Below are 16,505 nucleotides of genomic sequence, written 5' to 3' on the forward strand. Positions count from 1 at the left end.
CTGCGTCCACTGCGGCAGGGGAATGCAATGAGCGACCAATTTCGTGAAGTGACCAGCGTGTCCTGGTTCGGGCGGATCAAGCGCGCGGTCGGCGGCGTGCTGGTCGGCCTGATCCTGGCCGTCGCGATGGTGGCCGTGCTGTTCTGGAACGAGGGCCGGGCGGTGACCACCGCGCGCTCGCTCGCCGAGGGTGCGGGTGCCGTGGTGTCGGTGCCCGTCGACAAGGTCGATGCGGTCAACGAAGGCGAGCTGGTGCACACCACGGGCCCGCTGACCTCTTCGGAGGGGGTCGGCGATCCGGATTTTGCGATCGAGGCCAAAGGCGTGCGCCTGGTGCGCAATGTCGAGATGTTCCAGTGGGTCGAGAACTCCAAGTCGGAGACGAACACGAAGCTTGGCGGCGGCGAAGAGACGGTCACCACCTACAGCTATGCCAAGGAGTGGCAGGACCGGCCGATCGCCTCGGCGGAGTTCAAGCAGCCGGCCAACCACCAGAACCCGTCGATGGAGCTCGGCTCGCGGTCTTTCCAGATCCATGAAGGCAAGCTCGGCGCGTTCACACTCGACGAGCCGATGCTCGACCGCATCGGCGACACCGATCCGCTGACGATCACACCAAGCCAGCTTGCCGACATCACCGCAGCCTATTCCGGCACGGAGCGCGTCAGCATTGTCGATGGACGCATCTTCATCGGCGCCAATCCGACCTCGCCTGGCATCGGCGACTACCGCATCGGCTACCAGCTGGTTCCGCTGGGCGAGATCAGCGTCATCGGGCGCCAGACCGGCGACCGGTTTTCGCCCTACCAGACGGTGGCCGGCGACGAACTGCTGATGGTCGACACCGGCAGGGTGCCGGCGGAGAAGATGTTTGCCGAGGCGGTGAGCGTCAACACGATCGTCACCTGGCTGGTGCGCGCAGGCTGCCTGCTGCTCCTGGCGCTCGGCTTCGGGCTGTTGCTGGCGCCGCTTGGCGTGCTGGCCGACGTGATCCCGTTCGTCGGCTCGATCGTGCGCATGGGCACGGGGCTGATCGCGTTCGTGCTGGCGCTGCTGGTGGGAACGGCGACGATCGCGGTGGCGTGGTTCTGGTACAGGCCGCTGCTGGCAATCGGCATCGCCGTGGCTGGATTGGCGGTCGCCCTGCTGCTGACGCGGCTCGGACGCCGTAAGCTGGCCGCCGCGCCGCCACAGGCGGGCGCGACGGCCTGAACGGTCAGTCGCCCTCGAACCCGGTGAGCACGCCGACGGCATTGATGCCGATCTCGTCGACGGCGTAGCCGCCTTCCATGACGAACAGGCTGGGCAGGCCGAGCCTGGCGATGCGAGCGCCGATCTTTGGATAGTCGGCGCTGGTCAGCTTGAACTGGCTGATCGGATCCTTCTCGAAGGTGTCGACGCCGAGCGAGACGACAACGACGTCCGGCGCATAGGCGGCGAGCTTCTGGCAGGCATCCTCGAGTGCTTCGTTCCACTTTGCCCACGAGGTGCCGAAAGGCAGGGGGTAGTTGAGGTTGAAGCCTTCGCCTGCGCCCGCGCCGCGCTCGTCGGCGTGGCCGAGGAAGAACGGGTACTCGGTCATCGGGTCGCCATGCAAGTTGATGACCTGGATGTCGGGACGATCGTAGAAGATTTCCTGCGTGCCGTTGCCGTGGTGATAGTCGACGTCGAGAACGGCGACGCGCGTCGCGCCCTGATCACGGAACCACTGCGCGGCGACGGCGGCGTTGTTGATGAAGCAGTAGCCACCCATGAAGGCAGCACCGGCATGGTGGCCGGGAGGGCGGCAGAGCGCGAAGGCAGCGCGTTCGCCAGCCTTGACCAGCTGGGCTGCGGTCAGCGCCACGTCATAAGACGACTTGATGGCGTCCCAGGTACCCTTCACAAAGCTCGCTCCGCCGTCGAAGGAATAAAAGCCGAGCAGGGCCTCGATGTTGCGCGGGGGGACATCGCCGCGCAGGCCGCGCGTCGGCCAGGCAAAGGGGATCGCCGAACCCGACTTGCCGGCGGCTTCCCACTGCGGCCAGACGGTCGGCAGGAAGTCGATGTAGTCGGCGGCGTGCACGCGCTTTGCAGCGGTGAGGTCATGTATTTCGGGCGCCAGGATCGGGCCGAGCTTCTCGCTTTCGACCCGCTTTCTGATGATCTCGGCCCGCGAGGGCTTCTCGAAGCCGGGCACGATGGCACCGGCGACAAGCTCCATCTGGCCGCCGTGGCCGGCATGGAGCGGCGAAAAGACTGTCTTCATGAAAATCCTTCCTTGTTCTGGTCGAGGTCGAGATAGGGGATGACCAGTGCGAGCCACATGGTCTTGACGTCGTCCTGGATGAGATCGAACGCCTTGCGGTCCCGCTTGAGCCCGACGAGCCGGCAGACGTGGCCGACTTCCATCATCACTACGCCCAGCCGACTGGCGACCTGGTCCTCAAGTGCGGGGTTCACATGCTGCAGCCAGGCCGCGTAGAGGGCGATGATCTGGTCGTCGTATTCGTTCTGGATGGGCCTCAGGTCGGGGTTGCCGGTAATGGCCTCGATGACCGGCATCAGGTTGGCATTGTCGAGATAGAGCCTGGAGGTGTCGATGAAGAGCTTGTCGACTTCCTGCTGAAACGTCTCGTGGCTGTTGGGGCGAGGAGCGTTGATGCGCCTGGCGATCACCTCGGGAAAGGCTGCGAGCCAGCGCCGGGCGAGATCCAGAAGAATGGCTTCCTTGTTGGGGAAGTACTGATAGACCGAACCGACGGACAAGCCGGCGCGCTGCGCAATGGCGAGCGTCGTCGGGGTCTTGGTCCCCTGTTCCCTGGTCAGAATCAGAGCGGCATCGAGAATCCGGTCGACCACCTTGCTCGAGCGTTCCTGTCGCGGCTGCTTGCGCGGTGTCAGCGCTGTCCTGGTTTTCCAGTTGAGACTGCGATTCACGGAATGATCTTCTCGCTCCCTAGGCGCGCGCATCATACACGGGGGCGTCCTCCACAACGCATCCGAAAAATCCCGCATATTGACAAACGCGAATAATTAGTCGCATTTTTTCGTGTTGCTGTCTTCAGGGAAACGCGAGGAATTCCTGGGGTCAGCGGATCGGCTTCAGCCTTCCAGTCTGGTTGCGCCATCCCCTTGGGAATTGGGGGCAGCCGATGCGAGGGTGAACGGCCTCAGTCAGTCAAGTGCGCGGAGTCGCGATGTCTGTCCAAACGGTTCGCAATGCCGACCTGATCGTCATCAACGGCCGCGTGCTGACCATGGACCCGGCCCAGCCCGCTGCGGAAGCGGTGGCCATCAAGGATGGCCTGATCGCCGCTGTCGGCGACAAGACGACAATCGAAGCACTGCGCGGGCCCGACACAAAGGTCATCGACGCGCGCGGCGGGTCGGTGGTGCCGGGCTTCATAGAAGCGCACATGCACCTGTTTTCGGGTGCTGCCGAACTCGCCCATCTGCAGCTTTCCGGCGTGCATGGCTTCGAGGCGCTTCGCGTTGCGGTGCAGGCCTACGCCAGGTCGCGGCCCGATGCGCGGATGCTGGTGGGGCAAGGCGCCGACTACACCATTCTTGGCAGCGAGCGCGTGACGCGGCATCACCTCGACGCCATCCTTCCCGACCGGGCGTTCCTGATGGCGGCGCCCGACCATCACACCTATTGGGCCAACACACGTGCGCTCGAGATGGCCGACGTGCTGCACGGGCGCGAACTGACGCCCGGCAACGAGATCGTCATGGGCGCCGACGGCCTGGCCGAGGGCGAGCTGCGCGAAAACGAGGCGTTCAACCCGGTGCTGAAGCTCGCAGGCGAGGGGCGCGTTCGGCTCGGCCTGTCGACCGGCGGCGAGCCTGACCCGATGCCCAATGCGGAAGAACGTGCCGGCGACCGCGCCATCATGCGCCGCGGGCTCGACTGGTGCGCCCGGCACGGCATCACCTCGATCCAGAACATGGATGGCAACTACTACCAGCTGGAGCTTCTGTCGGAGGTAGAGGCCGAGGGCGACCTGATCTGCCGGGTGAAGGTGCCGTTCCACTACAAGAACTTCATGACCCTCGACATGCTGGACAAGGCGACTGACATGGCCAACCGCTATGACAGCGAGTGGCTGTCGTCCGGCATGGTCAAGCTGTTCTACGACGGCGTGCTCGATTCCTGGACAGCCGTAATGATCGAGCCATATGCCGACCGGCCGGACTGGGTCGGCGAGCCGCTGTTTTCGCCGGAAGAGTTCAAGCGCATCGCCGTCGAGATCGACAGGCGCGGCCTTCAGATCGCAGTGCATTCGATCGGCGACGGGGCGACGCGCGCCGTGCTCGACGGCTACGAGGCGGCGCAAAAGGCCAACGGCAAGCGTGACAGCCGCCACCGCGTGGAGCATGTCGAACTGACGACGGCGACCGACATCCAGCGCTTCGTCGACCTCGGCGCGATCGCCTCGATGCAGCCGCCGCACCCGCCCGGCGCGATGACCTTTCCGCTGGAGCCGACGGTCTCGCGCATCGGGCGCGCACGCTGGCCCTATGCCTATCCGACACGGACGCTGATCGAGGCAGGAGCACATGTGGTGTTCGCTTCCGATTGGCCGGTGGCACCGATCGACCCGATCGCCGGCATGCAGGCGGCGATGCTGCGCAAGCCTTGGGCAGAAGACATGCCAGACCAGAGCGTTTCGCTGCACCAGGCATTGGCCGGCTACACCGTCGAGGGTGCCTATGCCGAGTTCATGGAAGACAGGAAGGGCCGGTTGAAGCCGGGTTTCTTCGGCGATCTGGTCGTGCTGTCCGCCGACATCGAAGCGACCGATGCTGCCGTGCTGCATGAGGTGCGGCCGGTGACGACGGTCTGTGGCGGCAGGGTGACCTACCAGGCCTGATGGGGCAGGCCGGCGATGGCGTGGCGTGTGTGGACTGCGAGCCGTTGTTGCCAAGCCTAGCGGCGTGTGGTGACAATCGAACGGGGAAAAAAGTTCCACTGTGAAGGTGGACGGAAACAATGGGGCGATTTGCGTGCCGGCTACACCGGGTAAGAATGCGATTGAAGTTCGCGGGGTTCGCAAGGTCTTTGGAACGGGAGAGGCGCAGGTCGCGGCGCTGGACACCGTCTCGGTGTCGATCAGGGAAAACGAGTTCTTCACGCTGCTCGGGCCATCCGGCTGCGGCAAGACCACGCTTCTGAGGTTGATTGCCGGCTTCGACTTTCCGTCGGATGGCGAGATCATGCTTTACGGCGAGGACATTGCGCCGCTGCCGCCGTTCAAGCGGCCGGTCAACACGGTGTTCCAGTCCTACGCGCTGTTCCCGCACATGACGGTGGCGCAGAATATCGGCTTCGGCCTGGAGATGCTGGGCAAGCCGCGCGCCGAGATCGACGCGCGTGTCGCCGAGATGCTGAAGCTGGTGCGCATGGAAAAGCTCGCCAAGCGCCGCACCAGCCAGATCTCGGGCGGCCAGCAGCAGCGCGTGGCGCTCGCCCGTGCGCTGGCGCCGCAGCCCAAGGTGCTGCTGCTCGACGAGCCGCTGTCGGCGCTCGACTACAAGCTGCGCAAGGAAATGCAGATCGAACTCAAGCGCCTGCAGCACGAGACCGGCATCACCTTCATCTTCGTCACGCATGACCAGGAGGAGGCGCTGACGATGTCGGACCGCATCGCGGTGATGTCGTCGGGCAAGATCCTGCAGGTCGGCAGCCCGCGCGACATCTACGACCGGCCGGCCGAACGCTTCGTCGCCGACTTCATCGGCGAGACCAACTTCCTCGATGCGCGGATCGACAGCATCGAGGAGGGGAGAGCCAAGGTGACGCTGAAGTCGGGCGCGACGATCTCGGCGACGCTGCCCGACGGCTTCAAGCCGGACGGCGAAGCCACGGTGGTGATCCGGCCCGAACATGCCAAGGCCGTCAAAGACGGTGGCGACATTTCGGGCGTGGTCGAAAACGTCGTCTACTTCGGCACCGATACGCATGTTCACATCAGGCTGGACGACGGCGAGACGTTCACGGTCCGCCAGCAGAACGCGCGGGGGGCTGGAACGAGCTTCGAGCGCGGCCAGCGCGTCGGCATCGTCATCGGCGACGATGCGGCCCAGATCCTGAAGGACTGAGCCATGGCGACCGCAGCCGAAATCGAAAAGCAGGCAGAGGCGCGGGAGGTCAGGAACCGCTGGTTTCTGTCGGCGCCGGCGCTGATCATCATCCTGCTGGCCGCATCCGGCCCGCTGCTGATCGTGCTCCTCTATTCGTTCCTGACGCCCGGACCCTACGGCGACGTGGTCTGGAAGTTCTCGACCGAAGGCTGGGTATCGGTCTTTCTCGAACGCGATATCTTCGACGACACGCTGTCGTTTGCCGGTGCCCACCTCACCATCTTCTGGCGGTCGCTGAAGCTTGCCATCATGGCGACGGTGGCGACGCTGATCTTCGGCTTTCCGACGGCGTATTTCATCGCCACGCGGCCGGAGCGGACGCGCGACATCTGGCTGTTCCTGATCACCATCCCGTTCTGGACGAACCTTCTGATCCGCACCTTTGCCGTGCTGCAGGTGATCCGTAACGAGGGCATCATCAACACGGCGCTGATCAATCTCGGCATCATCGACCAGCCGATCCAGATGCTCTACACCGACTTCGCCATCATGGTCGGCATGGTCTACGTCTACCTGCCGCTGATGGTGCTGCCGCTCTATGCCAGCATGGAAAAGCTCGATTTCCGGCTGGTCGAGGCCGGATACGACCTCTATGCCACGCGCTGGCAGGTGCTCAAGCGGATCATCTTCCCGATGGTCAGGCCCGGCGTCATCGCAGGCTCGATCCTGGTCTTCATCCCGGCCATCGGCGCCTATGTCACGCCCAGCGTTCTCGGCGGCGGCAAGAACATGATGTTCGCCAACCTGATCGAGCTGCAGTTCGGGCAGGGCCGCAACTGGCCACTGGGCGCTGCGCTGTCGATCACCGTCATGGCGATCGTGATGGTGGCGCTGCTGGTCTATGTCCGCAACACGTCCGGATCGGAGGCGCGCCATGGCTAAGCGTTTTTCGATCCGCCAGCAGACCGGCTTTACCGCAATCGCTGCGGCCTGCTTCGTGCTGCTCTACGTGCCGATCGCGGTGCTGGTGGCGTATGCCTTCAACGAGTCGACCTCCGTGTCGGAATGGGGCGGCTTCTCGCTGCGCTGGTTCGCCGCCGCCTGGAACAACGACCAGGTCATCGACGCCTCGCTGCGTTCGTTGAAGATTGCTTCGTCTGCGGCGGTGATCGCGACGATCGCGGCAACCATGGCGGCGCTGGCGACGACGCGGACACGAGCCTATCGCGGGCTGACGTTCAAATACGCCTTCATCAACCAGCCGCTGATGGTGCCCGAGATCGTCACCGGCGTAGCACTCTTGATCTTCTTTGCGCAGATCAAGATCGCCACGGGTTATTCGGGCCTCGGCTACCTGATCGCCGCGCATACGGCGTTCTGCATCCCCTTCGCCTATCTGCCGATCCGGGCGCGGCTCGAGAACATGGACCTGACGCTCGAACGCGCGGCCGCCGATCTCTACGCCACGCCGTGGAAGGCGTTTCGCCGCGTGACGCTGCCACTGCTCTGGCCCGGCATCATCGCCGGGCTGATGCTGGCCTTCGTCATCTCTCTCGACGACGTGGTGATCACCGAATTCGTCAAGTCGGGCGGTCAGGATACCCTGCCGACCTACATGCTGGGGCAAATCCGCCGCGGCATCACGCCGGAGGTCAATGCGATTTCGACCGTCTTCCTGCTCTTGTCGGTCGTCATCGTCACGCTGTTCTTCTTCTTGAGCAGGAAACGGGATTAATCAACGGGAGAGAAATGATGAACCTGAAATCCATGTCGACGGCGGTCGGCCTGGCGCTGCTGGCCTCGACCAGCCTTGCCTCGGCCGAGGGCGCGCTGAACATCTACAACTGGGGCAATTACATCAGCCCCGACATGATCAAGAAGTTCGAGGAGAAGCATAGCGTCAAGGTCACGGTGACCGACTACGACTCGAACGACACGGCACTCGCCAAGGTGCGCCAGGGCGGCCACGGCTTCGACGTCGCCATGCCGTCGCAGACCTACATCCCGATCTGGATCCAGGAAGGCCTGCTGCTCGAGACCCGTCCCGACCAGATGGAGAATTTCAAGAACGTCATGCCCGAGTGGAAGGATCCTGCCTTTGATCCGGGCCGCCACTACAGCGTGCCGTGGGCGCTGGGCACCGTTGGCGTTGGCGTCAATACCGAGTTCTACAAGGGCGACATCAACACCTGGAAAATCGTCTTCGATACGCCGGACGAGCTGAAGGGCAAAGTCAACGTCGTCCCCGAGATGAACGACGTGATGCATGCCGCGATCAAGTATGTCGGTGGCGAGCAGTGCACCGGCGACAAGGAAGTACTGAAGAAGGTGCGCGACGTGCTCGTGGCCGCCAAGCCGAACTGGATCGCCATGGAGTACAACACCATCGACAAGATGGGCGCCGGCGACTTCAAGGCGACCAGCGACTGGAACGGTTCAGTTCTGCGTCAGCGTCTGGCCAATCCGGCCATCCACTATGGCTACCCGGTCGAGGGCTTCCAGTTCTGGAGCGACAACGTCGTGGTGCTGAAGGACGCCGCGAACGTCGAGAATGCCAAGCTGTTCCAGAACTTCATGATGGATCCGGAAAACGCGGCGATGAACTCGGCCTTCCACCGCTACGCCAACGGCATCGCCGGCTCGGAGAAGTTCATGCCGGCCGACATGACCTCGGCGCCGGAAGTCGTGGTGCCTGAGGAGTTCAAGAAGAACGGCGAAATCCTGCAGACGTGCGCGCCGGAAGTGACGGCGCTCTACACCAAGATCTGGACCGAACTGCAGAAGTAAGTTCTGCCGGATTCGCAAGGAACCATCGCAGCCGGACCCCGTCCGGCTGCGATGGACTTTTAGCCTGCCGCTGGCAGGGTCATCACAGCTCAGATAAAAAGGAGTCCCGCTGTGAAACCATTGATGTCCACCACTGTCGCGGCGATTGCGCTGCTTGCGGCGACCGGTCTTGGCCGGGCCGAAGGGCAGCTCAACATCTACAACTGGGGCAATTACACCAACCCCGAGGTCATCAAGAAATTCGAGGACAAGTACAAGGTCAAGGTGACGGTCACCGACTACGACTCGAACGAGACCGCGCTCGCCAAGGCACGCCAGGGCGGCAGCGGCTTCGACATCGTGGTTCCCTCGCAGACGCACCTGCCGATCTGGATCAACGAAGGCCTGCTGCTCGAAACCAATCCCGGCGGCATGGAGAACTTCAAGAACGTCGCGTCCGAATGGGCCAACCCCGAGTTCGACCCGGGCCGCAAATATTCGGTGCCGTGGGCCTGGGGCACCGTCGGCGTGGTGGTCGACACCGAGGCCTACAAGGGCGACATCAACAGCTGGAAGATCATTTTCGAGACGCCGGAAGAGCTGAAGGGCAAGGTCAACGTCGTTCCCGAAATGAAGGACGTGGTCACGGCGGCCGTCCGCTATGTCGGCGGCGAACAGTGCACGACCGACAAGGAAGTGCTGAAGAAGGCGCGTGACCTGCTGGTTGCCGCCAAGCCCAACTGGGTGGCCATGGAATATGGCGCCGTCGACAAGATGAAGGCCGGCGACTTCAAGGCCTCCAGTACGTGGAACGGCGCAGGACTGCGTATCCGCCTGGAGCGTCCTGAAGTGCATTTCGGCTATCCGAAGGAAGGCTTCACCTATTGGAGCGACAACGTCGTCGTCCTCAAGGACGCCGCGAATGTCGAGAACGCGAAGCTGTTCCAGAACTTCATCATGGATCCCGAGGTCGCGGCCGGGCTTTCGGCGTTTCATCGCTATGCCAACGGCATTGCCGGGTCGGAGAAATTCATGCCTGATGACATGAAGGATGCACCGGAGATCGTCATTCCGGAGGCCAGCAAGGCGCATGGCACGATGGCACTGATGTGCTCGCCGGAAGCCGATGCGCTCTACACCCGGATCTGGACCGATCTGCAGAAGTAAGTGACTTTTGCGATGGGGTTCGGCGTCCGCGCCGAACCCCAGAAACAGCGCGAGGGTGATGCCATGAGCTCCTACCGCAACAGCGAAACCGTGCCGCCGATCATGCAGGGCTCGCCGCCCAGGATGCCGGTGCCGAAAGCGGCGTGGGACATGCCGCCGTGGAACCGCTGGGCCTTCCAGCATGTACGCGAGATCGTGCCGACGGTGGAGGTGTGGCGCGGCGAAGGGCCGGTGCGTGCATTGCCGCGCGCCGAAACCGACCTGGACGGGCTGGCGGTCGTTGACAGCGAGGGCAAGCCGACGACGCTTTCGGGCCTGCTCGACGAGACCTACACTGACGGCTTCCTGGTGCTCAAGGACGGCAACATCGCCTATGAACGCTATTTCAACGGCATGACGCCGCGCACGCCGCATCTGTCGCAATCGGTGGCCAAGTCTGTGACGGGAGCGACGTTCGGCATCCTGGCGGGGCGTGGCATCGTCGACCCGAAGAAGCTGGTGACCGACTATCTGCCGGAACTGGCAACGACCGGCTGGAAAGGTGCGACCCTCCAGCAGGTGCTCGACATGACCACCGGCGTGCGCTTCAGCGAGGCCTATACCGACCCCTATTCGGACATCGGCCAGGTCGATGTCGCCGGCGGCTGGAAGCCCGTTCCCTCGGACACCGACCCCGACTTTCACTGGCCGCAGCATATGTTCGAGCTGATCCTGCGCCTGACCGAAACCACGCGGCCGCATGGCGCTGCCTTCGAATACCGCTCGATTGAAACAGACGTGCTCGCCTTCGTCATGGAGCGGGCGACGGGCAAGCGGCTGGCGCAATTGGTCTCGGAAGAGCTGTGGCAGAAGATCGGCGCTGAGGAGAGCGCCCATTTCACCGTCGACAGCGCCGGCTATGCGATAGCCGATGGCGGCTTCAACGCGACGCTGCGCGACTATACCCGCTTTGGCCAGGCGATCCTGGAAGATGGCGCCGGTATCGTGCCAGCCGACTGGATTGCCGAGACGCGGAACGGCGTTCACGGCCCGAACTTCAGCACTTCGATGCCGGATGCCAGCTACCGCAACCAGTTCTGGATCGAGGATCCGCGCTCGCGCGCCCTGATGTGCCGGGGCGTGTTCGGGCAGCTGATCCATATCGACTGGGCGACCCGAATGGTGACGGTGAAGCTGTCGACCTGGCCTGACTTCACCTCCGTGCCCTATTCAGTGGCGACCTTGAAGGCTGTGCATGCAATCGCCGCCGCACTGGCCTGACGGGAATATTCAGCAGCAAGGAAAGATCATGACGTCATCCACCGCGTTCGAGCGCATGTTCGGCTTCGCCCGCCAGGACGTGAGCCTGGGCAACTGGCGCGAGCAGCCATACAATAGCTGGTCGTTCCAGAACGCTGGCGAGATGGTGCCGAGTGCGCGCATCGCGGCGCGCGATGGCGACATTGAAGAAGCGCCGGTCGATCTGGGCGGGCTGCTCGACGATAGCGTTGCGATCAACGGCAATGACGAAACCGTCGCCGGCTTCCTCTCGCGCTCGTCGACAGATGCGCTGGCGGTGATGAAGAAGGGCCGTTTCGTCGGCGATTGGTTCGCGCCGACGATGAAACCCGATGCGCGGCACATCATCTTCTCGATCTCGAAGTCGCTGACGGCGATCCTCGCAGGCAGCCTCGAAGGCGAGGGCAGGCTCGACCCGAACGCGCCGGTGACCGACTACGTGCCGGAAGCGGCAGGCTCGGTCTATGCCAATGCCACCGTGCGCCATGTGCTCGACATGACGGTCAGCCTCGATTTCGAAGAGGCCTATCTCGATCCCGAGAGCCTGTTCGCGCGCTATCGCCGCGCCACGATGTGGAACCCCGGCGGCGGGGCGGAATCGCTGCGTGAGTTTCTAATCGCCCTGCAGCCGCTGGACGAACCGCATGGCCAGACCTTCCGCTACCGCTCGCCCAATTCCGACCTTCTCGGCATCATCGTCGAGCGCGCCTCCGGCCAGCGCTATGCCGAGCTGATGTCCGACAGGCTGTGGAAGCCATTGGGCGCCAGGCGTGACGGCTTCGTCACCGTCGACAAGGAGGGTTCGGCGCGTGCCGCGGGCGGGGTTTCGGTTGCGGTGCGCGACCTTGCCCGCGTCGGCGAGATGATGCGGCATGGCGGTGTGGCGGAGGGCGGACGGATCGTGCCGCAGGCCTGGGTGGAGGATACGATCCATGGCGGCGACGCTGCCGCCTGGCAGCGCGGCACCATGACCAACCTGTTCGCCCACGGGCGCTATCGCAACAAGTGGTACCAGAGCGCCAACGCTAGCGGCGCCTATTGCGGCATCGGCATCCATGGCCAGTGGCTCTATGTCGACCCCAAGGCCGAGGTGGTGATTTCCAAGATGTCGTCGCAGGCGCTGCCGGTGGACGATCCGCTCGACCTCGACAATGTCGCGTTCTTCGAGGCGATCTGCGCAAGGGTTTGAGGGGTCGACCGGCTTCGAGCAGGCCCCTCATCCGGCCGCTCCGCGGCCACCTTCTCCCGTTGGGGAGAAGAGGAAGGGCGGCGCCGTCTCAGATCTCCTCGCCCCACCGGGGAGAGGTCACCCGAGCGTAGCGGAGGGTGGTGAGGGGGCGCCCTTCTCACTCCACCGTCGAAAACCTGTATTCCGTCACCTGCGAATAGATCTCGCCCGGCCTGAGCACCGTGCTCGGGAAGTGCGGATGGTTGGCCGCATCGGGGAAGCGTTGCGGCTCGAGGCATAGCGCGCCGAAGCGGACGGGGTCGATGCCGCCGCGCAAAGGCGGGGCGACCGGCAGGAACGCGCCATCGTAGAATTGCAGGCCGGGCTCCGTGGTCCAGAGATCGAGACGGATGCCTGAGCGGGACCCTTCCAGCCGGGCGGCGTGCCAGGGCTCGGGTGCCGGCTGCATGGCGAGCACGAAATTGTGGTCGTACGCCTGGTGAGCGTCGTCCTGGCCGTTGCGGATGGCGCGCAACTCACGGAAGTCGAAGACGGTGTCGTCCACCGCCAGCACCTCGCCGGTCGGGATGCTCGCGGCATCGACCGGCGTATAGGCCTCGGCGGCGATCTTGAGGCGGTGGTCGAGGATCGAGCCTGAGCCGCCGAGGTTGAAATAGGCGTGGGCTGCGAGGTTCATCAGGGTCGGGGCGTCGGTGCGGCCGCCGAGCGCGATGCGCAGCCGGCCCTTGTCGAGCAAATAGCGGCAGGTGACGATGACCTTGCCAGGGTAGCCCTGGTCGCCGTCGGGCGAGGTCAGGCCGAGCAGGACGGAGTTTTCGCTGGCGTCGACGACCGTCCAGTTGCGGCGGTAGAAGCCTTCGCCACCGCCGTGCAGGTGGGTGCGCCCGGCCTCGTTGACGTCGACCTGATGCTGGACACCGTCGAGGCTGAAACGGCCGCCGGCGATGCGGTTGGCGCAGCGTCCGGCGATGGCACCGAAATAGCCGCCATGGGCGAGATAGCCGTCGAGGTCGTTGAAGCCGAGGATGACCGAACGTGGACCGGCCGGGGTGGTGACCGTCAGGTCGGCGAGGGTGGCGCCGAAGGTGAGAACCCTGGCCTCGATGCCGTCGGCAGCAATGCTGACCGCTTCCACCATCGAACCGTCGGGCATCCGACCGAATTCGCTGACCGGCATTGCTTGACACCTCCGCAGTCGGCGCGCGCGAGCCCTCGGGGCAGGCGAGCTGCCTCGCTCCAGAGTCCAGGAAAGCGGTCCGATTCTCAAGCGGCTTGCCCCCGAAAAAATCAGGCAGCGAGCAGGCTCTTGAGCTTGACGGCTGTCGACGCCAGAGCAGTGAGGTCGGGGCGGGCCGATCTGGCGATCAGCATCTCGGCGAGACGAATGTCGCGGGCGACCGTGTTGTCCGGGCCGATGCCACTGGCAGCAACGAGACGACCGTCACCTTTGAGGTGGAACAGGATGAAGGCGCCGTCGCCGAGATCGCGGCGGACAGTGCGTTCGCCTTCGTCGGGCAGGCCGGCGATCTGCAGGGTGAGCCCGTACTGGTCGGACCAGAACCAGGGGACCGAGGCGTGGGCTTCCTCGGCGCCGAGCATGTTGCGGGCGGCAAGCGCGCCATGTTCCTGGGCGCTGCGCCATGCCTCGAGGCGGACGCGGCGGTGGCCATAGACGGCGAGCGGGAAGGAGCAGCAGTCGCCGGCGGCAAAGATGTGCGGGTCGCTGGTGCGCAGGCGGGCGTCGACGGAGATGCCGTTGTTGAGCGCCAAGCCGGCGGTTTCGGCAAGGGCGGTCACGGGGACGGCGCCGATGCCGATGATGGCGAGGTCGGCCACAACAGTCCGGCCGCTCGACAGCGCGATGCGAACCAAGTTGCCGTCGTCTTCGATGGCTGCGATGCCGTCGCCGCAGACGATCTCGACGCCTTCGGTGACGTGCGTCTCATGCACGATGGCGGCGATCTCCTCGGGCACGCCGCGCATGAGGATGCGGGGCTGCGCCTCGACGACCGTCACTTCGGCGCCGAGTTTGCGGGCCGAGGCTGCGAGTTCGAAGCCGATGAAACCGCCGCCGACGATGGCGATGCGGACGTCCTCGCGCAAATACTGCCGGATCAGCAGCGCGTCGTCGAAGGTGCGGAGATAGACGCAACGCGCCCCAAGGCCCGACATAGGTAACTTTCGCGGGATGGAACCGGTGGCCACCAGCAGCTTGTCGTAGGCCAAGTCGGAGCCATCGCCGAGGCGCACCGAGCGGTTGGCGCGGTCGATGGAGATGACGGTCGTCGAGCCCTTGAGGTCGATACGGTGTTCGGCCAGGCGGGCGGCATCGGCGATGGCCTTGATGGAGGGCGCCTCGCCACTTGTCATCGCCTCCTTGGAGAGCGGCGGGCGCTCATAGGGAAGGTGAGGCTCTGAACCGACCAGCGTGATGCTTCCGTCGTAGCCTTCCTCGCGCAGGGCGAAGGCCGCGCGCGTGCCGCATTCGCCAGCGCCGATAATGACCATTCCAGCCGTCATATCAGTTGCCCAGTTGGATGAAGACTTTGCCGGCGTCGACCTTGACCGGATAGGTCTGGAGGTTGACGCAGACGGGCGCGCCGCGGGCCGCCCCAGTCTTGTAGTTGAAGCGGCCGTTATGCTTGGGGCACTCGATGATGTCGCCCATGACCAGCCCCTGCGAGAGGTGGATCTGCTCGTGGGTGCACAGGCCGTCGGTGGCGAAGAATTCGTCCTCCGGGCTGCGGTAGATGGCGAAGCTTCTGCCCGCATGGTCGAAGCGGATCACGTCTTCCTCGTCGATGTCGTCGGCCGCGCAGGCCTCGATCCAGTCGCTCATGTCTCTCTCCCTGGGATTTTGGAATACGGGGCCGGCTGGGGGCCGCCGCCCCGGGGTGGCGCCTTGGGAGGCTATTCGGCGGCGAGGGCTGCCTCGCTGTGGAATTCCTCGCGGTAGGGCCGCGCAGTGGGGGGCAGCTCGCGCTTGATGAAATAGTCCTCGTTGCGGAGCTGGCGGACAAAGGCCGGCAGCATTTCCCGGTAGCCCGCCCACATGGAAGCGTTCGGCGCCGGCAGGTCGTGCCTGATCATCTCGTGCAGCTTCGGCAGCGCGTGATAGGGCACCATCGGGAACATGTGGTGTTCGACGTGATAGTTCATGTTCCAGTAGATGAAGCGGCTGATTGGGTTCATCAGCACCGTGCGGCTGTTGAGGCGGTGGTCGACGACGTTGTCGGCGAGGCCGCCATGCTGCAGCAGGCCGGTGAGCACATGGTGCCAGGCGCCGTAGAGGCGGGGCAGGCCGATCAGCATCAGCGGCAGCCACGAACCGAGATAGACGGCGAGTGCGATGGTTGCAAGGTAGATGGCGAGCCAGATGCGGGCGATGCGGATGGCCCTGGGCTGCTCACTCTCGGGAATGAAGGTCTTTTCTTCCTTGCCGATCACGCCGGCGGCGTTGCGGACCATGTCGACGATCGCGTGCCAGGCATCGACCAGACCGAAGAAGTTGAGCACGACGCGCAGAAGGTCCGGCGGGCGCATGACTGATATCTCGGGGTCGCGGCCGACGATGACGGTGTCCGTATGGTGGCGGGTGTGGCTCCAGCGCCAGGTGACCGGGTTGCGCATGATCATGAAGCAGGCGATCTGGTAGACCGCGTTGTTCATCCACTGCGTCTTGAAGGCGGTGCCGTGGCCGCATTCATGCCAGCGGGCATCGGTGGCCGAGCCGTAGAGCACGCCATAGCAGAAGAAGAAGGGCACGCACCACCAACTGCCCCAAAGCGCTGCACCTACGGCGCCGAAGGCAACGAGCAGGCCGAGCCAGATCGCGGTGTCGCGGATGGCCGGACCGTCGGAGCGCTGCATCAGCTCCTTCATCTGCTTGCGCGGAATGTCGGTGTGGTACCACTCGGCGGCGGCGAGGCCGCTCTCGACGGCGCGGCGCGCGCTCTCTCCCACAAGACTGTAGTCGCGCGTCGAAGGCGTGACGGTCATGGCTCTCTCCCTGGAAGTCGGGAACGGTTCCACGGTAGGC

The 16,505-nt window shown here is 64.5% G+C and carries 15 protein-coding genes; 9 read left to right on the plus strand and 6 right to left on the minus strand.

Translation table 11 applies throughout. From position 1 onward, the window contains the following. Positions 1 to 27 precede the first annotated feature (27 nt). A complete protein-coding gene (locus tag GGQ99_RS22840; protein ID WP_183264279.1) occupies positions 28 to 1,212 on the plus strand; it encodes a TMEM43 family protein in 1,185 nt (394 codons plus the stop codon). A gap of 4 nt (positions 1,213 to 1,216) precedes the next feature. On the opposite strand, the gene GGQ99_RS22845 is transcribed toward GGQ99_RS22840, so the two are convergent. Continuing rightward, positions 1,217 to 2,248, minus strand: coding sequence for a histone deacetylase family protein (locus tag GGQ99_RS22845; RefSeq protein WP_183264280.1), 1,032 nt, complete (start codon positions 2,246 to 2,248; stop codon positions 1,217 to 1,219). Then, a complete protein-coding gene (locus GGQ99_RS22850; RefSeq protein WP_183264281.1) occupies positions 2,245 to 2,919 on the minus strand; it encodes a TetR/AcrR family transcriptional regulator in 675 nt (224 codons plus the stop codon). Before GGQ99_RS22850 ends, GGQ99_RS22845 begins: the two co-directional genes overlap by 4 nt. Positions 2,920 to 3,179: 260 nt before the next feature. On the opposite strand from GGQ99_RS22850, the gene GGQ99_RS22855 reads away from it, so the two are divergent. The 8 genes from GGQ99_RS22855 (at position 3,180) to GGQ99_RS22890 (ending at position 12,466) form a co-directional block, all read left to right on the plus strand. Continuing rightward, positions 3,180 to 4,856 carry an amidohydrolase gene (locus GGQ99_RS22855; protein WP_183264282.1) on the plus strand — a complete coding sequence of 559 codons (1,677 nt, stop codon included), beginning with the start codon at positions 3,180 to 3,182 and terminating at the stop codon, positions 4,854 to 4,856. Between the two features lie 133 nt (positions 4,857 to 4,989). Continuing rightward, positions 4,990 to 6,084 (plus strand): ABC transporter ATP-binding protein, encoded by a 1,095-nt coding sequence (locus GGQ99_RS22860; RefSeq protein WP_183264283.1) that lies wholly within the window; start codon positions 4,990 to 4,992, stop codon positions 6,082 to 6,084. Positions 6,085 to 6,087: 3 nt separating this feature from the next. Further along, positions 6,088 to 7,008, plus strand: a complete 921-nt coding sequence (locus tag GGQ99_RS22865) for an ABC transporter permease (RefSeq protein ID WP_183264284.1) — start codon at positions 6,088 to 6,090, stop codon at positions 7,006 to 7,008. Then, positions 7,001 to 7,801 (plus strand): ABC transporter permease, encoded by an 801-nt coding sequence (locus tag GGQ99_RS22870; RefSeq protein ID WP_183264285.1) that lies wholly within the window; start codon positions 7,001 to 7,003, stop codon positions 7,799 to 7,801. The genes GGQ99_RS22865 and GGQ99_RS22870 overlap by 8 nt, the downstream gene beginning before the upstream one ends. A 17-nt stretch (positions 7,802 to 7,818) precedes the next feature. Beyond that, positions 7,819 to 8,853: an ABC transporter substrate-binding protein gene (locus GGQ99_RS22875; RefSeq protein WP_108607164.1), complete on the plus strand. Its 1,035-nt coding sequence runs from the start codon at positions 7,819 to 7,821 to the stop codon at positions 8,851 to 8,853. A gap of 123 nt (positions 8,854 to 8,976) precedes the next feature. Further along, positions 8,977 to 9,999: an extracellular solute-binding protein gene (locus GGQ99_RS22880; RefSeq protein WP_183264286.1), complete on the plus strand. Its 1,023-nt coding sequence runs from the start codon at positions 8,977 to 8,979 to the stop codon at positions 9,997 to 9,999. A gap of 63 nt (positions 10,000 to 10,062) precedes the next feature. After that, entirely contained in the window at positions 10,063 to 11,259 is a 1,197-nt protein-coding gene (locus tag GGQ99_RS22885) for a serine hydrolase domain-containing protein (protein WP_183264308.1), read from the plus strand. A gap of 28 nt (positions 11,260 to 11,287) precedes the next feature. Continuing rightward, complete coding sequence (locus GGQ99_RS22890; RefSeq protein ID WP_183264287.1) at positions 11,288 to 12,466, plus strand: serine hydrolase domain-containing protein; 1,179 nt, start codon at positions 11,288 to 11,290, stop codon at positions 12,464 to 12,466. A gap of 157 nt (positions 12,467 to 12,623) precedes the next feature. Here the strand turns inward: GGQ99_RS22890 and GGQ99_RS22895 are convergent, their stop codons facing one another. The 4 genes from GGQ99_RS22895 to GGQ99_RS22910 all read right to left on the minus strand — a co-directional run bounded on the left by GGQ99_RS22895 (position 12,624) and on the right by GGQ99_RS22910 (position 16,465). Next, a complete protein-coding gene (locus tag GGQ99_RS22895; RefSeq protein WP_183264288.1) occupies positions 12,624 to 13,643 on the minus strand; it encodes an aldose epimerase family protein in 1,020 nt (339 codons plus the stop codon). A 110-nt stretch (positions 13,644 to 13,753) separates the two neighbouring features. Then, positions 13,754 to 14,986: an NAD(P)/FAD-dependent oxidoreductase gene (locus GGQ99_RS22900; RefSeq protein WP_246389705.1), complete on the minus strand. Its 1,233-nt coding sequence runs from the start codon at positions 14,984 to 14,986 to the stop codon at positions 13,754 to 13,756. A gap of 1 nt (position 14,987) precedes the next feature. After that, positions 14,988 to 15,305 carry a MocE family 2Fe-2S type ferredoxin gene (locus GGQ99_RS22905; RefSeq protein ID WP_183264289.1) on the minus strand — a complete coding sequence of 106 codons (318 nt, stop codon included), beginning with the start codon at positions 15,303 to 15,305 and terminating at the stop codon, positions 14,988 to 14,990. Between the two features lie 71 nt (positions 15,306 to 15,376). Further along, positions 15,377 to 16,465 (minus strand): fatty acid desaturase family protein, encoded by a 1,089-nt coding sequence (locus GGQ99_RS22910; protein WP_183264290.1) that lies wholly within the window; start codon positions 16,463 to 16,465, stop codon positions 15,377 to 15,379. Between the last annotated feature and the right edge of the window lie 40 nt (positions 16,466 to 16,505).

The sequence above is a fragment of the Aminobacter niigataensis genome, assembly GCF_014200015.1.
GTDB lineage: Bacteria > Pseudomonadota > Alphaproteobacteria > Rhizobiales > Rhizobiaceae > Aminobacter > Aminobacter niigataensis.

Coding starts and splice junctions, on each gene's coding strand:
- GGQ99_RS22880 (WP_183264286.1), top strand. CDS start 8,977: ATGTCCACCACTGTCGCGGCGATTGCGCTGCTTGCGGCGACCGGTCTT.
- GGQ99_RS22840 (WP_183264279.1), top strand. CDS start 28: ATGAGCGACCAATTTCGTGAAGTGACCAGCGTGTCCTGGTTCGGGCGG.
- GGQ99_RS22890 (WP_183264287.1), top strand. CDS start 11,288: ATGACGTCATCCACCGCGTTCGAGCGCATGTTCGGCTTCGCCCGCCAG.
- GGQ99_RS22905 (WP_183264289.1), bottom strand. CDS start 15,305: ATGAGCGACTGGATCGAGGCCTGCGCGGCCGACGACATCGACGAGGAA.
- GGQ99_RS22855 (WP_183264282.1), top strand. CDS start 3,180: ATGTCTGTCCAAACGGTTCGCAATGCCGACCTGATCGTCATCAACGGC.
- GGQ99_RS22875 (WP_108607164.1), top strand. CDS start 7,819: ATGAACCTGAAATCCATGTCGACGGCGGTCGGCCTGGCGCTGCTGGCC.
- GGQ99_RS22910 (WP_183264290.1), bottom strand. CDS start 16,465: ATGACCGTCACGCCTTCGACGCGCGACTACAGTCTTGTGGGAGAGAGC.
- GGQ99_RS22895 (WP_183264288.1), bottom strand. CDS start 13,643: ATGCCGGTCAGCGAATTCGGTCGGATGCCCGACGGTTCGATGGTGGAA.
- GGQ99_RS22885 (WP_183264308.1), top strand. CDS start 10,063: ATGAGCTCCTACCGCAACAGCGAAACCGTGCCGCCGATCATGCAGGGC.
- GGQ99_RS22865 (WP_183264284.1), top strand. CDS start 6,088: ATGGCGACCGCAGCCGAAATCGAAAAGCAGGCAGAGGCGCGGGAGGTC.
- GGQ99_RS22870 (WP_183264285.1), top strand. CDS start 7,001: ATGGCTAAGCGTTTTTCGATCCGCCAGCAGACCGGCTTTACCGCAATC.
- GGQ99_RS22900 (WP_246389705.1), bottom strand. CDS start 14,986: ATGACGGCTGGAATGGTCATTATCGGCGCTGGCGAATGCGGCACGCGC.
- GGQ99_RS22845 (WP_183264280.1), bottom strand. CDS start 2,248: ATGAAGACAGTCTTTTCGCCGCTCCATGCCGGCCACGGCGGCCAGATG.